Here is a 17319-nt window from a genome sequence, read left to right on the forward strand (position 1 = left end):
CCCGAGCGCCGCTCCCGGACCGGCGGCGCCGGTGACCCTAAGGTCTCACCATGAGCGACTGGATGGTTACGGGCGGACCGGCCACGGGGCGCCGCCCCCGGGCGTTGTCGCCGCTCAGGGAACATCTGCGGGACACCTTCTGGTTCGCGCCCGTCGCGGCGATGGTGGGCGTCTTCGTGGTGTGGGCGGTGGCCTCGGAGATCGACACCCGGATCATCGCGACGCTCCAGGACCAGCAGGACTACGACACGGTCGAGCAGCTGCTGAAGTTCGCCGACGACGCCAGGACCGTGGTGACCACGGTGAGCTCGGCGATGATGACCTTCATCGGCGTCGTCTTCAGCATCTCGCTGGTCGCCGTGCAGATGGCGAGCGGTCAGTTCAGTCCGCGGGTGGTGCGGATCTTCGTACGGAGCAGGATCACGAAGGCCACGTTCGCCGTGTTCCTGGCGACGTTCGTGCTGACACTGCTGGTGCTGACCTCGTACGGCAGTGATCAGGATCCCCGTCTGGTCTCCTCGGTTCCGCTGGTGCAGTCGGTCCTCACACTCGCCATGGTCGGGCTGAGTCTGCTGCTGTTCGTGATGTACGTGAACTCGACGCTGCGTCTGATGCGGATCAGCCATGTGATCGCCCGGATCGTCGCCGAGGCCTTCCGGGTGGCCGCGACGATGCCGACGGGTAAGCCTCCGCAGGAGGGCGCGCTCGGGCCGGTGACCGCGTGGATCGCCCACGACGGGCGGGCCGGTGTCCTGCGGGACGTCGACATCGCGCGGCTGGTGCGGGTGGCCCGGCAGCACGGTGTCGTTCTGAGGCTGATTCCGCGGATCGGGGACTTCGTCGTCCCGGGGACGCCCGTCCTGGCGGTCCACGGCAGCGCCGCACCACCCCGTCGCGCCCTGCGCCGCACCGTGTCCGTGGGCGTGGAGCGCACCTTCCACCAGGACCTCGGTTTCGGGCTGCGCCAACTGTCCGACATCGCGCTGAAGGCCCTCTCCCCCGCGATCAACGATCCGACGACCGCCGTGCAGGCCCTGGACCGGATCGTCCAGTTCCTCGCCGCGGTGTCCCGACGCCCGCTGGACGCGTCGGTGTACCGGGACCGGCGCGGTGAACTGCGGCTGGTGCAGCCGGTGCCGGGGTGGACCGATCTGGTGGATCTGGGGTTCACCGAGATCCGTGGCTGTGCGCTGGGAAACCCACAGGTCACACGGCGTCTGCTGGCCGGGTTGGACGACCTGGCGCTGCTCGCCCCCGAGGAGCGGCGGGCCCCGCTGCTGCGTCATCGGGCACTGCTCGCGCAGGCCGTCGAGCGTCACACTCCGGCGCCCGCGGACCGTGCGTTCGCCCTCCGGCCCGACCGGCAGGGCATCGGCTGACTGAGCGCCAGCCGGGCGCGGCGGGGCCCGGGTGGTTCGTCGCGGGTGACCCCGCCGGTGCCCAGGAACTGATCGTCAGCCATGCCGGCGGAGGAGTCGGTACGGCTGACGATCGTGTTCCTCACGGCATGAGGTGGTAGTCCGGGAAGTTGCCGGGGAGCCGCTCCCCGGCCGGGCCCAGGGTCACGGCACGCACGAGGAGCTCGCCGCCGACGAACGCGCCGCGCCAGGACGCGCCGAACCCGCCGAACAGTTCGTCGCGGTCGCCCCGCGAGCGGGGTGTGCCGTGGCCGACCTTGAACGCGCGGATCTGCGGGGCCAGCCGCTCGAAGGTCGCCGGGTCGTCCGTGGACAGCGTGGCCACCAGCGCGCCGTTGGAGGCGTTCATCGCGGCCAGCAGCTCCGCCTCCGTGTCGACCAGGACGATGGTGTCGACGGGGCCGAACGGTTCCGCGTGGTGCAGCGGGGAGGACGGCGGCGGGTTCAGGAGCGTGACCGGCTGGACGTACGCGGAGGTGTCCTGTCCGGGCAGGAACCGGGCGTCGGGCTGCCGGCCGCGGTGCAGGGGGACGGCGCCCCGCTCGACGGCCTCGGTGACCTGGTCGTGCAGTTCCTTGGCCTTGGCCGCGTTGATCACCGGTCCGAAGTCCAGCTCCGGGTACGGGTCGTCGGGCTTCTCCACGGCCAGCGGGTGCCCGACGCGCAGGGTGCGGACCGCCGGGAGGTAGGCGGCCAGGAACTCGTCGAACAGCTGCCGCTGGACGACGAAACGCGGGTATGCCGTGCACCGTTGCTTGCCGTAGTCGAAGAGCTTGGGAACGATCGCGGTGAGCGCGTCCCAGTCCGTGTGGTTCCAGATGCCCCAGGTGTTGAGTCCCTCCTGTTCGAGTATGTGTCGCTTGCCCAGGTCGGCGACGGCCGTGGCCACCGCGGCGCCGGTGTCGCGGCCGCCGACGAAGGAGACGCAGCCGATCTCCGGTGCGCGCACCAGCACTTTGGACAGCTCGCGGCCGCTGCCGCTGACCAGGGTGACGGGAATCCCCTCGCGGGCGGCGAGCGCGCAGGCCAGCGTCAGACAGGCGACACCGCCGTCGGTCGGGGTCTTGGCGATGACCGCGTTGCCTGCCAATGCCTGTACCAGCACTGCGTGAACGAGCACGCTCATCGGGTAGTTCCAGCTGGCGATATTGGACACCGGGCCGTCCAGCGGAACCCGGCCCGCCAGCATGGGGTCGATGCCGTCGACGTACCAGCGCACACCGTCGATGGCCCGGTCGACATCCGCCTGCGCGAGCCGCCAGGGTTTGCCGATCTCCCAGACCAGCAGCAGCGCGAGCAGTTCGCGGTGTTCGGTGAGGGCGTCGAGGGTGGCGGCGACACGGGCGCGGCGTTCGTCGAGGGGGAGGTGGCGCCAGGCCCGGTGCTGGTCGAGGGAGGCGCGGACGGCCTGCCGGGCGGTGGCCTCGTCCAGCCGGGGCGGGCCGGCGATCGGACTGCCGTCGACCGGACTGGTGGCGGGCAGGGTCCGGCCGTCGGACCGCCAGGCGGAGCCCCAGAGGTTGAGGACACGGTCGTCCCGGAATGCCTCGGGGGCGACGGCGAGACAGCGTCGCCAGGCGTCGGCCCAGGACGTGCCGGACTTGAGGGTGAGGGCGGGGGCTCGGGTTTCCATCGGCGTGTTCGGGGCGAGAGTGAGTGCCATCGTTAGCTCCGCTCACAGTGCACGGTCAGGGGCGGGGGTGCATGACTCGTCGCGCGCACGGGTCGCTCGGGCGGGCGCGGACGACGGGTGGCGGGCGCGGACCATCGTGGGGAGGAAGGTAGTGCGGTCGGCTGGCGCGGGACAGTCACCCCACGTCAACTCTCGGTGGTGTCACGCTCGGTGTTCAGTCGGTCGAGCACCAGCCGGGCCGTCTTCGTCGGTGTGCTGCCCACCTGGACGCCGGCCGCTTCCAGCGCCTCCTGTTTGGCGCGCGCGGTGCCGGACGAGCCGGACACGATCGCGCCGGCGTGTCCCATGGTCCTGCCCTCGGGTGCGGTGAAGCCGGCGATGTAGGCGACGACGGGCTTGGTGACGTGCGCGCGGACGTACGCGGCGGCGCGTTCCTCCGCGTCGCCGCCGATCTCGCCGATGAGGACGATCAGTTCGGTGTCGGGGTCGTCCTGGAAGGCGGCGAGGCAGTCGATGTGGCTGGTGCCGACGACCGGGTCGCCGCCGATGCCCACGCACGTCGAGAAGCCTGTGTCGCGGAGTTCGTACATGAGTTGGTAGGTGAGTGTGCCGGACTTGGACACCAGTCCGATGGGGCCCGGCTTGGTGATGTCGGCGGGGATGATGCCCGCGTTGGACTGCCCGGGGGTGATCAGGCCCGGGCAGTTGGGGCCGATGATCCGGGTGCCTTTCCGCTCGGCGTACGCGGTGAAGGCGACGGAGTCGTGGACCGGGATGCCCTCGGTGATGACGACGGCGAGCCCGATTCCGGCGTCCGCCGCCTCCATGACGGCTGCCTGGGCGAAGGCGGGCGGCACGAAGACGACGGTGACGTCCGCTCCGGTCGCCCGCATGCCGTCGGCGACGGATCCGAAGACGGGCACGGCGCGCTCGTCGAAGTCGACGGTGCGCCCCGCCTTGCGGGGGTTGACGCCGCCGACGATGTTCGTGCCGGCCGCGAGCATGCGGCGGGTGTGCTTCATGCCCTCGCCGCCGGTCATGCCCTGGACGAGCACCTTGCTCTCCTTGGTCAGGTAGATCGCCATGTCCCGTCTCCTCAGGCTGTGGTGGCGAGTTGGGCGGCACGGCGGGCGGCGCCGTCCATGGTGGTGGCCTGCTGGACCAGCGGGTGGCCGGTCTCGTCGAGGATGGCGCGGCCACGCACCGCGTTGTTGCCGTCCAGGCGGACCACGAGCGGTTTGGTCAACCGCACGCTCCGCAGGGCCTGGACGATGCCGTCGGCGACGGCGTCGCAGGCGGTGATGCCGCCGAAGACGTTGACGAAGACGGACTTCACGGCCGGGTCCGAGAGGATCACCGACAGGCCCTCGGCCATGATCTGGGCGGAGGCGCCGCCGCCGATGTCGAGGAAATTGGCGGGCCGGGCTCCGCAGCCGGCGACCACGTCGAGGGTGGACATGACCAGGCCGGCGCCGTTGCCGATGATGCCGACCTCGCCGTCGAGCTTGACGTAGTTGAGGCCCTTCGCGGCGGCGGCCGCCTCCAGCGGGTCGTCGTGCGCGGTGTCGCCGTCGCCCCAACGTGTCTGCCGGAAGCGTGCGTTGTCGTCGAGGGTGACCTTGCCGTCGAGGGCGAGGATCTGTCCCTGCCGGGTGCGGACCAGCGGGTTGACCTCGACCAGGAGGGCGTCCTCGCGCACCAGCACCTCCCACAGCCGTATGAGGACGTCGACGGTCTGCGCCGGCAACCCGGCCGCCCCCGCGATCTGCGTGGCCTTCGCCGGGGTGACGCCCTCGGCCGGGTCGATGGGGACGCGGGCGACGGCGTCCGGCCGGCCGGCGGCGACCTCCTCGATGTCCATGCCGCCTTCCGCGGAGGCGATGGCGAGGAAACGGCCGGCCGCGCGGTCCAGGACGTAGGAGACGTAGAACTCGCTCTCGATGTCCACGGGTTGGGCGAGCATGACGGCGCGGACCGGGTGGCCCTTGATGTCCATGCCGAGGATCTGACGTGTCGTGAGCTCGGCGGCAGCCGGGTCGGCGGCGAGTCGGACACCGCCCGCCTTGCCGCGGCCACCGGTCTTCACCTGGGCCTTCACCACGACGCGGCCGCCCAGCCCGCGGGCGATCGCGCGCGCCCGTTCGGGCGAGTCGGTGACCTCCGCCCTCGGCGTCAGGATGCCGTGTTCCTCGAAGAGTTGCCGTGCCTGATGTTCGTACAGGTCCATCTCGGCTCCCGTCTGCGAAGTCATCGCGAGGCCGAACTCCGATGACTGAAAGTGCCGCACGCCCCCTGGACACCACCCACCGGATGCGGGATAACAAGCTTCATACAGTATTCGTCGACTGTATGCAATGTACCGCGAGAGAGCTCCAACCCCCTACGAAGGGACAGGACTTCGCCATGCCCGACGACACCCAGGACATGATTTCCGGTGGTCATCTCGTTGCCAAAGCCCTGAAGGCGGAGGGGGTCGATCGCATCTACACCCTGTGCGGCGGCCACATCATCGACATCTACGACGGCTGCGTGGACGAGGGCATAGAAGTAGTCGACGTCCGTCACGAACAGGTCGCCGCCCACGCCGCCGACGGCTACGCGCGCATCACCGGCAAGCCCGGCTGCGCGGTCGTCACCGCGGGCCCCGGTACCACCGACGCCGTCACCGGCGTAGCCAACGCCTTCCGCGCGGAGTCGCCGATGGTGCTGATCGGCGGTCAGGGCGCCCTCACCCAGCACAAGATGGGGTCCCTGCAGGACCTCCCGCACGTGGACATGATGACCCCGATCACCAAGTTCGCCGCGGCCGTGCCGGACACGGCCCGGGCCGCGGACATGGTGTCGATGGCCTTCCGTGAGTGCTACCACGGCGCGCCCGGCCCCTCCTTCCTGGAGATCCCGCGTGACGTCCTCGACGCCAGGGTCCCGGTGGCGAAGGCACGCGTGCCGAAGCCCGGCGCCTACCGGGCCTCGACCCGCTCGGCCGGCGACCCCGAGGCCATCGAGAAGCTCGCCGACCTGCTCGTGCACGCGGAGAAGCCGGCCATCCTGCTGGGCAGCCAGGTGTGGACGACCCGGGGTACCGAGTCGGCCATCGACCTCGTCCGCACCCTCAACATCCCCGCGTACATGAACGGCGCGGGCCGCGGCACCCTGCCGCCCGGCGACCCGCACCACTTCCAGCTGTCGCGCCGGTACGCCTTCTCCAACGCCGACGTCATCGTGATCGTCGGTACGCCCTTCGACTTCCGCATGGGCTACGGCAAGCGGCTCTCCCCGGACGCGACCGTCGTACAGATCGACCTCGACTACCGCACGGTCGGCAAGAACCGCGACATTGACCTCGGGATCGTCGGCGACGCGGGTCTGGTGCTGAAGTCGGTGGCAGAAGCGGCCTCCGGGCGCATCAACGGAGGCGCCGCGAAGCGCAAGGAGTGGCTCGACGAGCTGCGGGCCGCCGAGCAGACCGCGATCGAGAAGCGGCTGCCCAGCCTGAAGTCGGACGCCTCGCCCATCCACCCGTACCGCCTGGTCAGCGAGATCAACGACTTCCTGACCGAGGACTCCATCTACATCGGAGACGGCGGCGACATCGTCACCTTCTCCGGTCAGGTCGTGCAGCCCAAGTCACCCGGGCACTGGATGGACCCGGGCCCGCTCGGCACCCTCGGCGTCGGCGTCCCCTTCGTGCTCGCGGCCAAGCAGGCACGGCCCGACAAGGAGGTGGTGGCCCTCTTCGGTGACGGCGCCTTCTCGCTCACCGGCTGGGACTTCGAGACCCTCGTCCGCTACGACCTCCCCTTCGTCGGCATCGTCGGCAACAACTCCTCCATGAACCAGATCCGCTACGGCCAGGCCCAGAAGTACGGCCAGGAGCGCCAGCGGATCGGCAACACCCTCGGCGACGTCCACTACGACAAGTTCGCCCAGATGCTGGGCGGTCACGGCGAGGAGGTCCGCGACCCGGCCGACATCGGCCCCGCACTGCGCCGGGCCCGTGAGTCGGGCAAGCCGTCACTGATCAACGTCTGGGTCGACCCGGACGCGTACGCCCCCGGAACCATGAACCAGACCATGTACAAGTGAGGTGGCCGTCATGACCGGCACGACGGGAACACCGTCCAAGGCTCTCGAAGGCATCCGCGTCCTGGACATGACCCACGTCCAGTCCGGGCCCTCCGCGACCCAGCTGCTCGCCTGGCTCGGCGCGGACGTCGTCAAGCTGGAGGCGCCGACCGGTGACATCACGCGCAAGCAGTTGCGCGACCTCCCGGACGTCGACTCCCTCTACTTCACGATGCTCAACTGCAACAAGCGGAGCATCACCCTCAACACCAAGACCGAGCGCGGCAAGGAGATCCTCACCGAGCTGATCCGGCGCTCCGACGTCATGGTCGAGAACTTCGGACCGGGCGCGGTCGACCGCATGGGCTTCACCTGGGACCGCATCCAGGAGATCAATCCGCGGATCGTCTATGCCTCCATCAAGGGGTTCGGGGACGGCCCGTACACCAACTTCAAGGCGTACGAGGTCGTCGCGCAGGCCATGGGCGGGTCGATGTCGACCACCGGTTTCGAGGACGGGCCACCGATGGCGACGGGGGCCCAGATCGGGGACTCGGGCACGGGCGTCCACGCCGTGGCGGGGATCCTCGCGGCGCTGTACCAGCGGGAGAACACCGGGCGTGGTCAGCGGGTCAATGTGGCCATGCAGCACGCGGTGCTCAACCTCTGTCGGGTGAAGTTGCGCGACCAGCAGCGCCTGGCACACGGCCCGCTCGCTGAATATCCCAACGACGACTTCGGCGACGAGGTTCCCCGGTCCGGGAACGCGTCCGGCGGCGGGCAGCCCGGCTGGGCGGTGAAGTGCGCGCCGGGCGGGCCCAACGACTATGTGTACGTCATCGTGCAGCCCGTCGGCTGGCAGCCGCTCAGCGAGCTCATCGGCCGGCCCGAGCTGGCCGACGACCCGGAGTGGGCGACCCCGGAGGCCCGGCTGCCCAAGCTGGGCAAGATGTTCCAGCTGATCGAGGAGTGGTCCGCCACCCTCCCCAAATGGGAGGTGCTGGCGAAGCTCAACGCCCACAACATCCCGTGCGGGCCGATCCTGTCCACCAAGGAGATCATCGAGGACCGGTCGCTGGTCGCCAACGAGATGGTGGTGACCGTGCCGCACCCCGAGCGGGGCGAGTTCAAGACCGTGGGCAGCCCGCTCAAACTCTCCGACTCCCCCGTGGACGTGACCAGTTCACCGCTGCTGGGCGAGCACAACGAAGAGGTGTACGTCGGCGAGCTCGGACTCGGCGACGAGGAGCTGCGCCTGCTCAAGTCGAACGGAGTGATCTGACGTGATGGCCGAAGACCGCGCCCTGAGGGTACGCACGCTCCTCGACTCCGTACGGGCCGAGGGACGCACCGCGCTGACCGCGCCCGAGGGCAAGGTGATCGCCGACGCGTACGGGATCGCCGTACCCGGCGAGGAGTTGGCGACCGACGTCGACGAGGCGGTGGCGTACGCGGCGCGCTTCGACGGGCCGGTCGTGATGAAGATCGTCTCCCCGGACATCCTGCACAAGACCGACGCCGGCGGCGTGATCGTCGGCGTGCGGGGCGCCGCGGACGTACGGGCCGCCTTCCACCGGATCGTCGACAACGCACGCGCGTACGACGCGCGGGCCCGGATCGAAGGCGTCCAGGTCCAGGAGCTGCTGCCCAAGGGGCAGGAGGTCATCGTCGGCGCGGTGACGGACCCGACGTTCGGGAAGGTCGTGGCGTTCGGGCTCGGCGGGGTGCTGGTCGAGGTCCTCAAGGACGTCACCTTCCGGCTCGCGCCGGTCGACGCCGACGAGGCGCTGTCCATGCTGGACTCGATCCGGTCGGCGGAGATCCTGCGTGGGGTGCGCGGCGCGCCGGCCGTGGACCGGTGGGCGGTCGCCGAGCAGATCCGGCGGGTGTCCCAACTGGTCGCGGACTTCCCGGAGATCGCCGAGGTGGACCTCAACCCGGTGATCGCGACACCGGAGGGCGCCGTCGCCGCGGACATCCGGGTCATCCTCGCCGAGTCGCAGCCGCCACCGCGCCGCCGGTACACCCGCGACGAGATCCTCACCTCCATGCGCCGCCTGATGCAGCCGAGCGCGGTCGCCGTGATCGGTGCCTCCAACGAGCAGGGCAAGATCGGCAACTCGGTCATGCGCAACCTCGTCGACGGCGGTTTCGCCGGTGAGATCCATCCGGTGAACCCCAAGGCCGATGACATTCTGGGCCGCAAGGCGTACAAGAGTGTCACGGACGTTCCCGGTGAGGTGGATGTGGCGGTCTTCGCGATCCCCGCCAAGTTCGTGGCCGCGGCCCTGGAGGAGGTGGGACGCAAGAAGATCCCCAACGCCGTACTGATCCCCTCCGGTTTCGCGGAGACCGGCGAGCACGAACTCCAGGCGGAGATCGTGGCCATCGCCGAACGGCACGGCGTACGTCTGCTCGGTCCGAACATCTACGGCTACTACTCGACGTGGCAGGACCTGTGTGCCACGTTCTGCACGCCGTACGACGTCAAGGGCGGGGTCGCGCTGACCTCGCAGTCCGGTGGCATCGGGATGGCCATCCTGGGCTTCGCGCGCACCACGAAGACGGGTGTGTCGGCGATCGTGGGTCTGGGCAACAAGTCGGACCTGGACGAGGACGACCTGCTGACCTGGTTCGGCGAGGACCCGCACACCGAGTGCATCGCGATGCATCTGGAGGACCTCAAGGACGGGCGGGCCTTCGTGGAGGCGGCCCGCGCCACCGTGCCGAAGAAGCCGGTCGTCGTCCTGAAGGCGGGCCGTACGGCGGCGGGGGCGAAGGCCGCCGGATCGCACACCGGAGCGCTCGCGGGCGACGACGCCGTGTACGAGGACATCCTGAAGCAGGCCGGGGTCATCCGGGCACCCGGCCTCAACGACATGCTGGAGTACGCGCGCGGGCTGCCCGTACTTCCCGCTCCCCGGGGCGACAACGTCGTCATCATCACCGGGGCCGGCGGCAGCGGCGTCCTGCTCTCCGACGCGGTGACCGACAACGGGCTCACCCTGATGGAGATCCCGCCGGACCTCGACGAGGCGTTCCGGACGTTCATCCCGCCCTTCGGGGCCGCGGGCAACCCGGTGGACATCACCGGGGGCGAGCCGCCGTCGACGTACGAGGCGACGATCCGCCTCGGTCTCGAGGACCCGCGCATCCACGCCCTCGTCCTCGGCTACTGGCACACCATCGTCACTCCCCCGATGGTCTTCGCGGAGCTCACCGCGCGCGTGGTGGCCGAGTTCCGGGAGCGGGGCATCGAGAAGCCGGTGGTGGCGTCTCTGGCCGGCGACGTCGAGGTCGAGGAGGCCTGCCAGTACCTCTACGAGCGAGGTGTCGTGGCGTACCCGTACACGACGGAGAAGCCGGTGGCCGTGCTCGGCGCGAAGTATCGCTGGGCGCGGGCGGCGGGGTTGCTGTGAGGGGTGGTCCTCGTTCGGCCGCGAGGTGGTTGGGGGGCGGCGCATGAGGTGAGCGAGGAGGGGCCGGCCGACGGTGCGCGTCGGCCGGCTCCGGAACCCGTGCGCACACGAAAGGCATGGGACAGGGGGCGCTGGCCAGCACTTTCGACGCAAGGGGTGCGACACATGACAACCACCGACTTCTCGAGGTCCGTCCCCTACAGGGAGGTGACGGACCGCAATGGCCGCGTGTACCGGATCGGCGAGACCGACCGGGACATCATGGGCCGGCCACGATGGACCATGGTGCTCTTCCCGTGGATGGGCATGCTGGGCATCAGTTCCTCGGAGTACGCGTTCACGTCGGCCGAGGACACCCTGCACGAGGCCCACCTCTGGAACAGCGGGCACATCTTCTGGCTGATGGGCGTCTGGGTGTTCTTCCAGGCCGCCGTCGCCTTCCCCGCCGGGCAGTTGCGGGAGAGCGGGAGGCTTCCCGCGCGGTACGCGATGATGCTCGGCGCGCTGGGCACCATCTGCGGTTACCTCTCGCTGGCGCTCGCGCCGCACGTGATCGTCGCCTACCTCGGCTTCGGCATGTTCAGCGGCATCGGCGCCGGTTTCGTCTACGCGACCTGCGTGAACATGGTCGGCAAGTGGTATCCGGAGCGCAAGGGCGGCAAGACCGGCATGGTCAACGGCGGTTTCGCCTACGGCTCGGTGCCCTTCGTGTTCCTGTTCACCTCGTACATGGACCTGGGCAACTACCAGGGCGTCCTGGTGACGGTGGGCCTGATCTGCTGCGCCGTCGTGGCGTTCGCGGGGTGGTTCTTCAAGGACCCGCCGAAGAACTGGTGGCCCGCGCACGTCGACCCGCTCCGGCTGACCGACGACCCGAAGATCCGCCGGGCGCTGGAGAAGAACCCGCCGGCGGTCAAGCAGTACACCCCGAGGGAGGCTTCCCGCACGCCCGTTCTGTGGATGATGTGGTTCTGTCTGCTGTGCACCGCCGGCATCAACATCTTCGGCATCGCCTTCCAGGTGCCGTTCGGCAAGGACATGGGCTTCGCGGGCGGAATCGTGGCCACGGCGATGTCCCTGAAGGCCATCGTCAACGGCACGGGACGCGGTGTGATCGGCTGGATCTCCGACAGGGTCGGCCGCCGCCACACACTGATCATCGTCTGTCTGGTGCTGGGGACCGCCCAGTTCGGGGTGCTGGTCTCCGGCCAGATGGGCAGCATGCCGTTCTTCCTGTTCTGCTCCATGGTCTCCGGCTTCGGCGGCGGCGCGATCTTCCCGCTGTTCGCTGCCATGACCGCCGACTACTTCGGCGAGAACAACAACGCCTCCAACTACGGAATGGTCTACAGCTCGAAGCTGATCTCCGGTCTGGTGGGATCCGGGATGGGCGCGGTCGTGGTCGACGCGTGGGACTACGAGGGCGCGTTCGTCATAGCGGGCTCCATAGGGCTGGCCTCCGCGGTTCTGGCGCTCTTCCTGAAAGCACCGGGCAGGCCGAAGGCCCGGCGAGTCGCACCCAACCCGCAACCGCTCGGCGAGGAGATGGCGTGACATGACGGCTGACCCCGTCGCACCGAACAGCTCGGAACGATCCGGCGCCGCGAACCGTCCCTACCGTGAAGTGACCGACGCGCATGGCCGCGTCTACCGCATCGGCGAGACCGACCGGGACATCCTCGGTCACTCCCGCACCATCATGGTGTATCTGCCGTGGATCGCCATGATGGCCATCAGCGTCTTCGAATACGCGTACGGCTCGGCGGAGGACACCCTGTCCCACGCCCACGGCTGGACGCAGAGCAACACCTTCTGGATCCTCAGCGTCTGGGTGTTCTTCCAGGCCGGCATCGCCTTCCCGGCGGGCTGGTTACGTGAGAAGGGCGTCCTGACGGCCCGCAAGGCGATGTACGTCGGCTCGTTCATGTGTGTCGTCGGGTTCCTCGCCCTGTCACACATGGACAACGTGTGGCTGGCGATCCTCGGGTTCGGCGTCGTCGGCGGAGTCGGCGCCGGGCTGGTCTACGCGACCTGCATCAACATGGTCGGCAAGTGGTTCCCCGAGCGGCGGGGCGCCCGGACCGGCTTCGTCAACGGCGGGTTCGCGTACGGGTCGCTGCCGTTCATCTTCATCTTCAACTACGGCTTCGACACGGCGAACTACCACCGGGTGCTGGACCTCATCGGCTGCTACGTCGTGATCGTGGTCTTCGGATGTGCCTTCTTCTTCAAGGACCCGCCGAAGAACTGGTGGCCCGCGGAGGTCGACCCCCTGACGTTCTCCGGCGACCGGAAGAACGCCACCAGCCTGGCCAGGAACCCTCCGGCGGTACGGCAGTACACGCCCAAGGAGGCCATCCGGACGGGCATGCTGCCGCTCATGTGGCTGTCCGTCGTGCTGACCGCCGGTGTGTCGATCTTCGGGATCTCCTTCCAGGTCGACTTCGCCAAGGAGGTCGGCTTCGGACCGCTGGTCGCCGCGTCGTCGATGGGTGTCATGGCGGTCATCAACGGCGTCGGCCGCGGCGTGGTGGGCTGGCTGTCCGACCGATGGGGCCGCAAGCCCACCCTGGTGTTCGTCATCGTGGTCCTGGGACTGGCGCAGTTCGGCGTGATCTGGGCCGGTGACGTCAGAAGTGAAGGGCTGTTCCTGCTGTTCGCCTTCCTCTCCGGGTTCGGCGGCGGCGCCTTCTATCCGCTGTTCGCGGCGCTGACCCCGGACTACTTCGGGGAGAATTACAACGCCACCAACTACGGGCTGGTGTACAGCGGCAAGCTGATCAGCGGTCTGTTCGGCGGTGGTCTCGGCTCCATGGTGGTCGCGGCCTGGGGCTACAACGGCGCGTACGCGCTGGCCGGCGGTGTCTCGATGGTGGCGGCGGGGATCGCGCTGCTGCTGCGGCAGCCGGGGCGGACATCCGGGGTCACCAGCTCCCCGGAACCTCAGCCCGCCGGCTGATCCGCCGCGTACGTGAGGAGGCCCTCCCCGGTGCGGGGAGAGCCTCCTCACGTCGTGCCGGCCGTCGGTCAGCACTTCTCCCGCAACGAGTGCAGGTGGGCACTCGAACGGCGTGCGAAGGTGAAGGACTCGGTCGGGTTGTCGTGCTCGGCCTGCCAGTGGTGGGCCATGCGTTCGCCGCGCAGCCGGGTCACGGCGGAGATGAACCGCTGGTAGTCGATGTCGCCGTCACCGACGTCGGTCATCCGGTAGCCGTACTGGTTCGCCGGGTCGCTCACGCCGTCCTTGACGTGGAAGAGCGGGTAGCGGTGCGGCTGTTTGAGGATGTAGTCGAGCGGCTCGAAGGGGGCGGCGGTGCCGTCGGGCCGCTTCGAGAAGCGGAACTGCCCGGAGTACGCCCAGAAGATGTCCATCTCCAGGAACACGAGATCGGGGTCGGTCTCCGCGAGCAGCACGTCGTAGAGCCGGACCTTGGGGTTGTCGGTGGCGAAGGAGAACTCCTCCGAGTGGTTGTGCTGGTAGAACTTCATGCCGCGCGCCCGCGCCGCCGCTCCGTATGTGTTGAACTCCTCGGCCGCCCGCTTCCACGCGTCGACCGTGGAGCCGTAGCGGAACGGCCCGGAGGCGGTGCCTATGTGTTTGAGGCCGAGGGCCTGGGCGTCGTCGAGGACCTTGGTGAGGTTCTGCGCGAAGGTGTAGGCGTTCGGGTCGTCGGCGTAGTAGCCGACGTGGCTGCCGATCGGGTTCAGGCCGTGGTTGTGCGCCAGCCGCTTGAGCTGGGCGAGCGTGATCGGGCCCGCCGAGCCCTGGGTGTATCCGGCGAACTCGACCTCGTCGTAGCCGTATTTCGCCAGTTCGGCGAAGACGGGCGCGAAGCCCAGCGTGGAGACCTTGTCGCGCAGGCTGTAGAGCTGGATACCGAGCCGGCCGGGCGGCAGGACGGGACGGCCACGGCCGCCACCGGCGGCGGCGGTCTCGGCGGAGGCTGCCGTCGCCGGGGAGGCGGCGGCGCCCAGCAGTGCGGCGGCGGTGGCGCCCGCGGCCACGCCGAGCATGCCGCGCCGGGTGAGGCGGTGGGTGAGTTCGGGATCCGTCTGGGAGGTGCGGCTCATACCTGGAACTCCTCGGTGTCGGAGGGCGTTGTCAGTGGTGAGTGCTTCACTTGTGACCAGTCAGGACAGACAGACCGGTCGGACCGGTCAGGACAGACCGGCCAGGTGGAGCAGCAGTGCTTTCACGTCGGTGGCCTCGATGCGGCCGTCGACAGAGCGGGGGGTGGAGCAGATGAGGAGTGGACCGTCGTCGTCGCTCGCCGGGAGGCGGCCGTGGCTGCCGCGAATAGGTGAGGGATCCAGGGGCACGACCGCCATGCGGTAGCGCAGCCCGAGTTTCTTGCGGGCCAGCGCCGTCGCCGCCTTGACCTTCACATAGGGGTCGAGCGGGTCCATGAAGAGTTCGACCGGGTCGTAGCCGGGTTTGCGGTGGATCTCGACCAGTCGCGCGAAGTCGGGCGCGCGGGCGTCGTCGAGCCAGTAGTAGTACGTGAACCAGGCGTCCGGTTCCGCGACGGCGACGAGTTCGCCCGCACGCGGATGGTCGAGGTGATGGGCCTTCTTGCCCTCGTCGTCCAGCAGTTGCTCGATGCCGGGCAGGCCGTCGAGGGCGGCCCTGGTCGCGTCCAGGTCCTCCGGTCGACGGACGTAGACATGGGCGATCTGGTGGTCGGCGACCGCGAAGGCACGGGAGGCCATCGGGTCGAGGTACTCCATGCCGTCCTGGGTGTGCACCTCCAGCAGGCCGGCGCGGCGCAGGGCGCGGTTGATGTCGACGGGGCGCTCCGCGCGGGTGATGCCGTACTCGGAGAGCGCCACGACGGTACGGCCCTCGGCGCGGGCGTCGTCCAGCAGCGGGGCGAGGGCCGCGTCCAGGTCGGTGGCCGCTTTCAGGGAGCGCGGGTCGTCGGGGCCGAAGCGCTGCAGGTCGTAGTCGAGATGAGGGAGGTAACACAGTGTCAGGTCGGGGTGGCGGGTGCGCAGGATGTGCCGGGTCGCGTCGATGATCCAGCGGCTGGAGACCAGGTCCGCGCCGGGTCCCCAGAAGTGGAAGAGGGGGAAGGTGCCGAGTTTCTCGGTGAGTTCGTCGTGCAGGGCGGCGGGCCGGGTGTAGCAGTCCGGTTCCTTGCGGCCGTCGGAGTAGTAGATGGGACGGGGGGTGACGGTGATGTCGGTGTCGGCGCCCATGGCGTACCACCAGCAGATGTTGGCGACGGTGTAGCCGGGGTGCGCGCGACGGGCGGCGTCCCAGAGTTTGTCCCCGGCGACCAGACCGTTGTGCTGGCGCCACAGGAGTACGTCGCCGAGCTCGCGGAAGTACCAGCCGTTGCCGACGATGCCGTGCTCCGACGGGTGGGTGCCGGTGAGGAAGGTGGACTGGGCCGCGCAGGTGACGGCGGGCAGCACGGTGCCGAGGGGCGCGCGGGAACCGGACTGGCCGAGCGCCTTGAGGTGGGGCATGTGGTCGAGGAGACGGGGGGTGAGGCCGACGACGTCGAGGACCAGGAGGGGCACGGGGTGCCCGGCGCCGGTGGCGCTGTCGGCGTCAGAGTGGGCCTGGGCTGGCAGGTCGGCTTCGGCGCCGGGAGAGGTGGGGCTGCTCATGGGAGTTCCTTCAGGCCGAGGTCGGTCAACAGGTCGCGGGCCAGGGCCAGTTCGGCGGCGATGCCGTCGGCGAGCTGGGTCCGGCCGCGGGGCCTGAGCTCGGGCGGGAGCGCCTGCCAGGTGTAGGTCTCGACCTCCAGATGGCGGGTGAGGGGGGTCGGGCCGCCGACGAGCCGGGTCAGGGCGGCCTTCAGGACGGGAAGCGTGGAGGTGAGGGGCGCGGCGGGGGCCGCGTGCAGGGGGACGTGGAAGTGGGCGCGCCAGGGCGCCCCTTCGGGCAGGGTCTCGCCGGCGAGGGCCTCACCGAGGTCGTCGGTGCCGCGCAGGCCGGCGGCGGTGGAGGTGCGGGTCTGGTGCAGGAAGCGGGGTTCGTCGAAGGCGGCGAGGGCGGCGCGGACCTCGGGGAGGTGGGGGTGCTCGGCGTGCAGGGCGGCCGAGAGCTGGGACTTGATGACGGGAACGCCGGCGTCGGCGAGCGCGTCGATGGCGGTGTGCGGGTCTTCGAAGGAGGTGGCGAGGTGGCAGGTGTCGACGCAGAGGCCGATCCGGTCGTGGGCGATCGCGGTCAGCGGGGTGATGGCGTCGTGGGTGGTCTCGACGACGCAGCCGGGTTCCGGTTCGAGGCCGAGACGGATGGAGCGTCCGGTCAGCTCCTCCAGGGCGTCGAGTCGTTCGGCAAGGGTGAGCAGGGCGGTGCGTGCCGTCTGTGCGGTGCGCCGGTCGTGGGCGGTGCGCCAGGCGAGCGGGAGGGTGGAGATGCTGCCCTCGGTGACGTCGTCGGGGAGCAGTTTGGCCAGGACGCGGGCCAGGGCGGTGGTGTGGTCGAGGCGTTCCGGGTCCGCCCAGTCGGGTTTGTAGACGCGGTACTTGACCTCCTCGGCGCCGAATCCCTGATACGGGAAGCCGTTGAGGGTGACGACTTCGAGGCCGCGTCGGTCGAGTTCGGTGCGCAGTCGGCGCAGCGCGGACGGGTCGCTGACGAGGGCGTGCGCCGCGTCCCGGGCGAGCCACAGGCCGATGCCGAGCCGGTCGCGGCCGAGGCGGCGGCGCACGGGTTCGCAGTGGTCACGCAGTTGCGCGAGGACGCCTTCGAGGGTCTCGGCGGGGTGGACGTTGGTGCAGTAGGCGAGGTGCACGGTGGTGCCATCGGAGTGCCTGAAGCGCATCG

Annotated in this window: 12 protein-coding genes; 6 read left to right on the plus strand and 6 right to left on the minus strand. The window is 69.8% G+C overall.

From position 1 onward, the window contains the following. The first annotated feature begins 50 nt into the window (after positions 1 to 50). Positions 51 to 1379, plus strand: a complete 1329-nt coding sequence (locus ACFYRY_RS31390) for a DUF2254 domain-containing protein (protein WP_389153108.1) — start codon at positions 51 to 53, stop codon at positions 1377 to 1379. 121 nt (positions 1380 to 1500) lie between these two features. On the opposite strand, the gene ACFYRY_RS31395 is transcribed toward ACFYRY_RS31390, so the two are convergent. From ACFYRY_RS31395 to sucC, 3 genes are all read right to left on the minus strand, one after another. After that, positions 1501 to 3081: an aldehyde dehydrogenase family protein gene (locus tag ACFYRY_RS31395; RefSeq protein WP_389153110.1), complete on the minus strand. Its 1581-nt coding sequence runs from the start codon at positions 3079 to 3081 to the stop codon at positions 1501 to 1503. Positions 3082 to 3236: 155 nt separating this feature from the next. Further along, positions 3237 to 4136 carry a succinate--CoA ligase subunit alpha gene (gene sucD, locus ACFYRY_RS31400; RefSeq protein ID WP_389153112.1) on the minus strand — a complete coding sequence of 300 codons (900 nt, stop codon included), beginning with the start codon at positions 4134 to 4136 and terminating at the stop codon, positions 3237 to 3239. Between the two features lie 11 nt (positions 4137 to 4147). Beyond that, positions 4148 to 5278 (minus strand): ADP-forming succinate--CoA ligase subunit beta, encoded by a 1131-nt coding sequence (sucC, locus tag ACFYRY_RS31405; protein WP_389153890.1) that lies wholly within the window; start codon positions 5276 to 5278, stop codon positions 4148 to 4150. 176 nt (positions 5279 to 5454) lie between these two features. Between sucC and ACFYRY_RS31410 the strand changes: the two genes are divergently transcribed. The 5 genes from ACFYRY_RS31410 to ACFYRY_RS31430 all read left to right on the plus strand — a co-directional run bounded on the left by ACFYRY_RS31410 (position 5455) and on the right by ACFYRY_RS31430 (position 13494). Further along, on the plus strand, positions 5455 to 7137 hold the full coding sequence (locus ACFYRY_RS31410; RefSeq protein WP_389153115.1) for a thiamine pyrophosphate-binding protein: 1683 nt from the start codon (positions 5455 to 5457) through the stop codon (positions 7135 to 7137). 10 nt (positions 7138 to 7147) lie between these two features. After that, on the plus strand, positions 7148 to 8398 hold the full coding sequence (frc, locus tag ACFYRY_RS31415) for a formyl-CoA transferase (RefSeq protein WP_389153118.1): 1251 nt from the start codon (positions 7148 to 7150) through the stop codon (positions 8396 to 8398). A gap of 4 nt (positions 8399 to 8402) precedes the next feature. Beyond that, positions 8403 to 10535: an acetate--CoA ligase family protein gene (locus ACFYRY_RS31420; protein WP_389153892.1), complete on the plus strand. Its 2133-nt coding sequence runs from the start codon at positions 8403 to 8405 to the stop codon at positions 10533 to 10535. 165 nt (positions 10536 to 10700) lie between these two features. Next, a complete protein-coding gene (locus ACFYRY_RS31425; protein ID WP_389153120.1) occupies positions 10701 to 12089 on the plus strand; it encodes an OFA family MFS transporter in 1389 nt (462 codons plus the stop codon). Position 12090: 1 nt separating this feature from the next. Beyond that, complete coding sequence (locus tag ACFYRY_RS31430; protein ID WP_389153123.1) at positions 12091 to 13494, plus strand: OFA family MFS transporter; 1404 nt, start codon at positions 12091 to 12093, stop codon at positions 13492 to 13494. Positions 13495 to 13562: 68 nt separating this feature from the next. Here the strand turns inward: ACFYRY_RS31430 and ACFYRY_RS31435 are convergent, their stop codons facing one another. The 3 genes from ACFYRY_RS31435 to eboE all read right to left on the minus strand — a co-directional run bounded on the left by ACFYRY_RS31435 (position 13563) and on the right by eboE (position 17317). After that, complete coding sequence (locus ACFYRY_RS31435; RefSeq protein ID WP_389153126.1) at positions 13563 to 14606, minus strand: sugar phosphate isomerase/epimerase family protein; 1044 nt, start codon at positions 14604 to 14606, stop codon at positions 13563 to 13565. A gap of 87 nt (positions 14607 to 14693) precedes the next feature. After that, a complete protein-coding gene (locus tag ACFYRY_RS31440) occupies positions 14694 to 16151 on the minus strand; it encodes an alkaline phosphatase family protein (RefSeq protein WP_389153129.1) in 1458 nt (485 codons plus the stop codon). Next, positions 16148 to 17317, minus strand: coding sequence for a metabolite traffic protein EboE (gene eboE, locus ACFYRY_RS31445; protein ID WP_389153132.1), 1170 nt, complete (start codon positions 17315 to 17317; stop codon positions 16148 to 16150). Before eboE ends, ACFYRY_RS31440 begins: the two co-directional genes overlap by 4 nt. Positions 17318 to 17319: the final 2 nt, after the last annotated feature.

Source organism: Streptomyces sp. NPDC005263 (genome assembly GCF_042872365.1).
Lineage (GTDB): Bacteria > Actinomycetota > Actinomycetes > Streptomycetales > Streptomycetaceae > Streptomyces.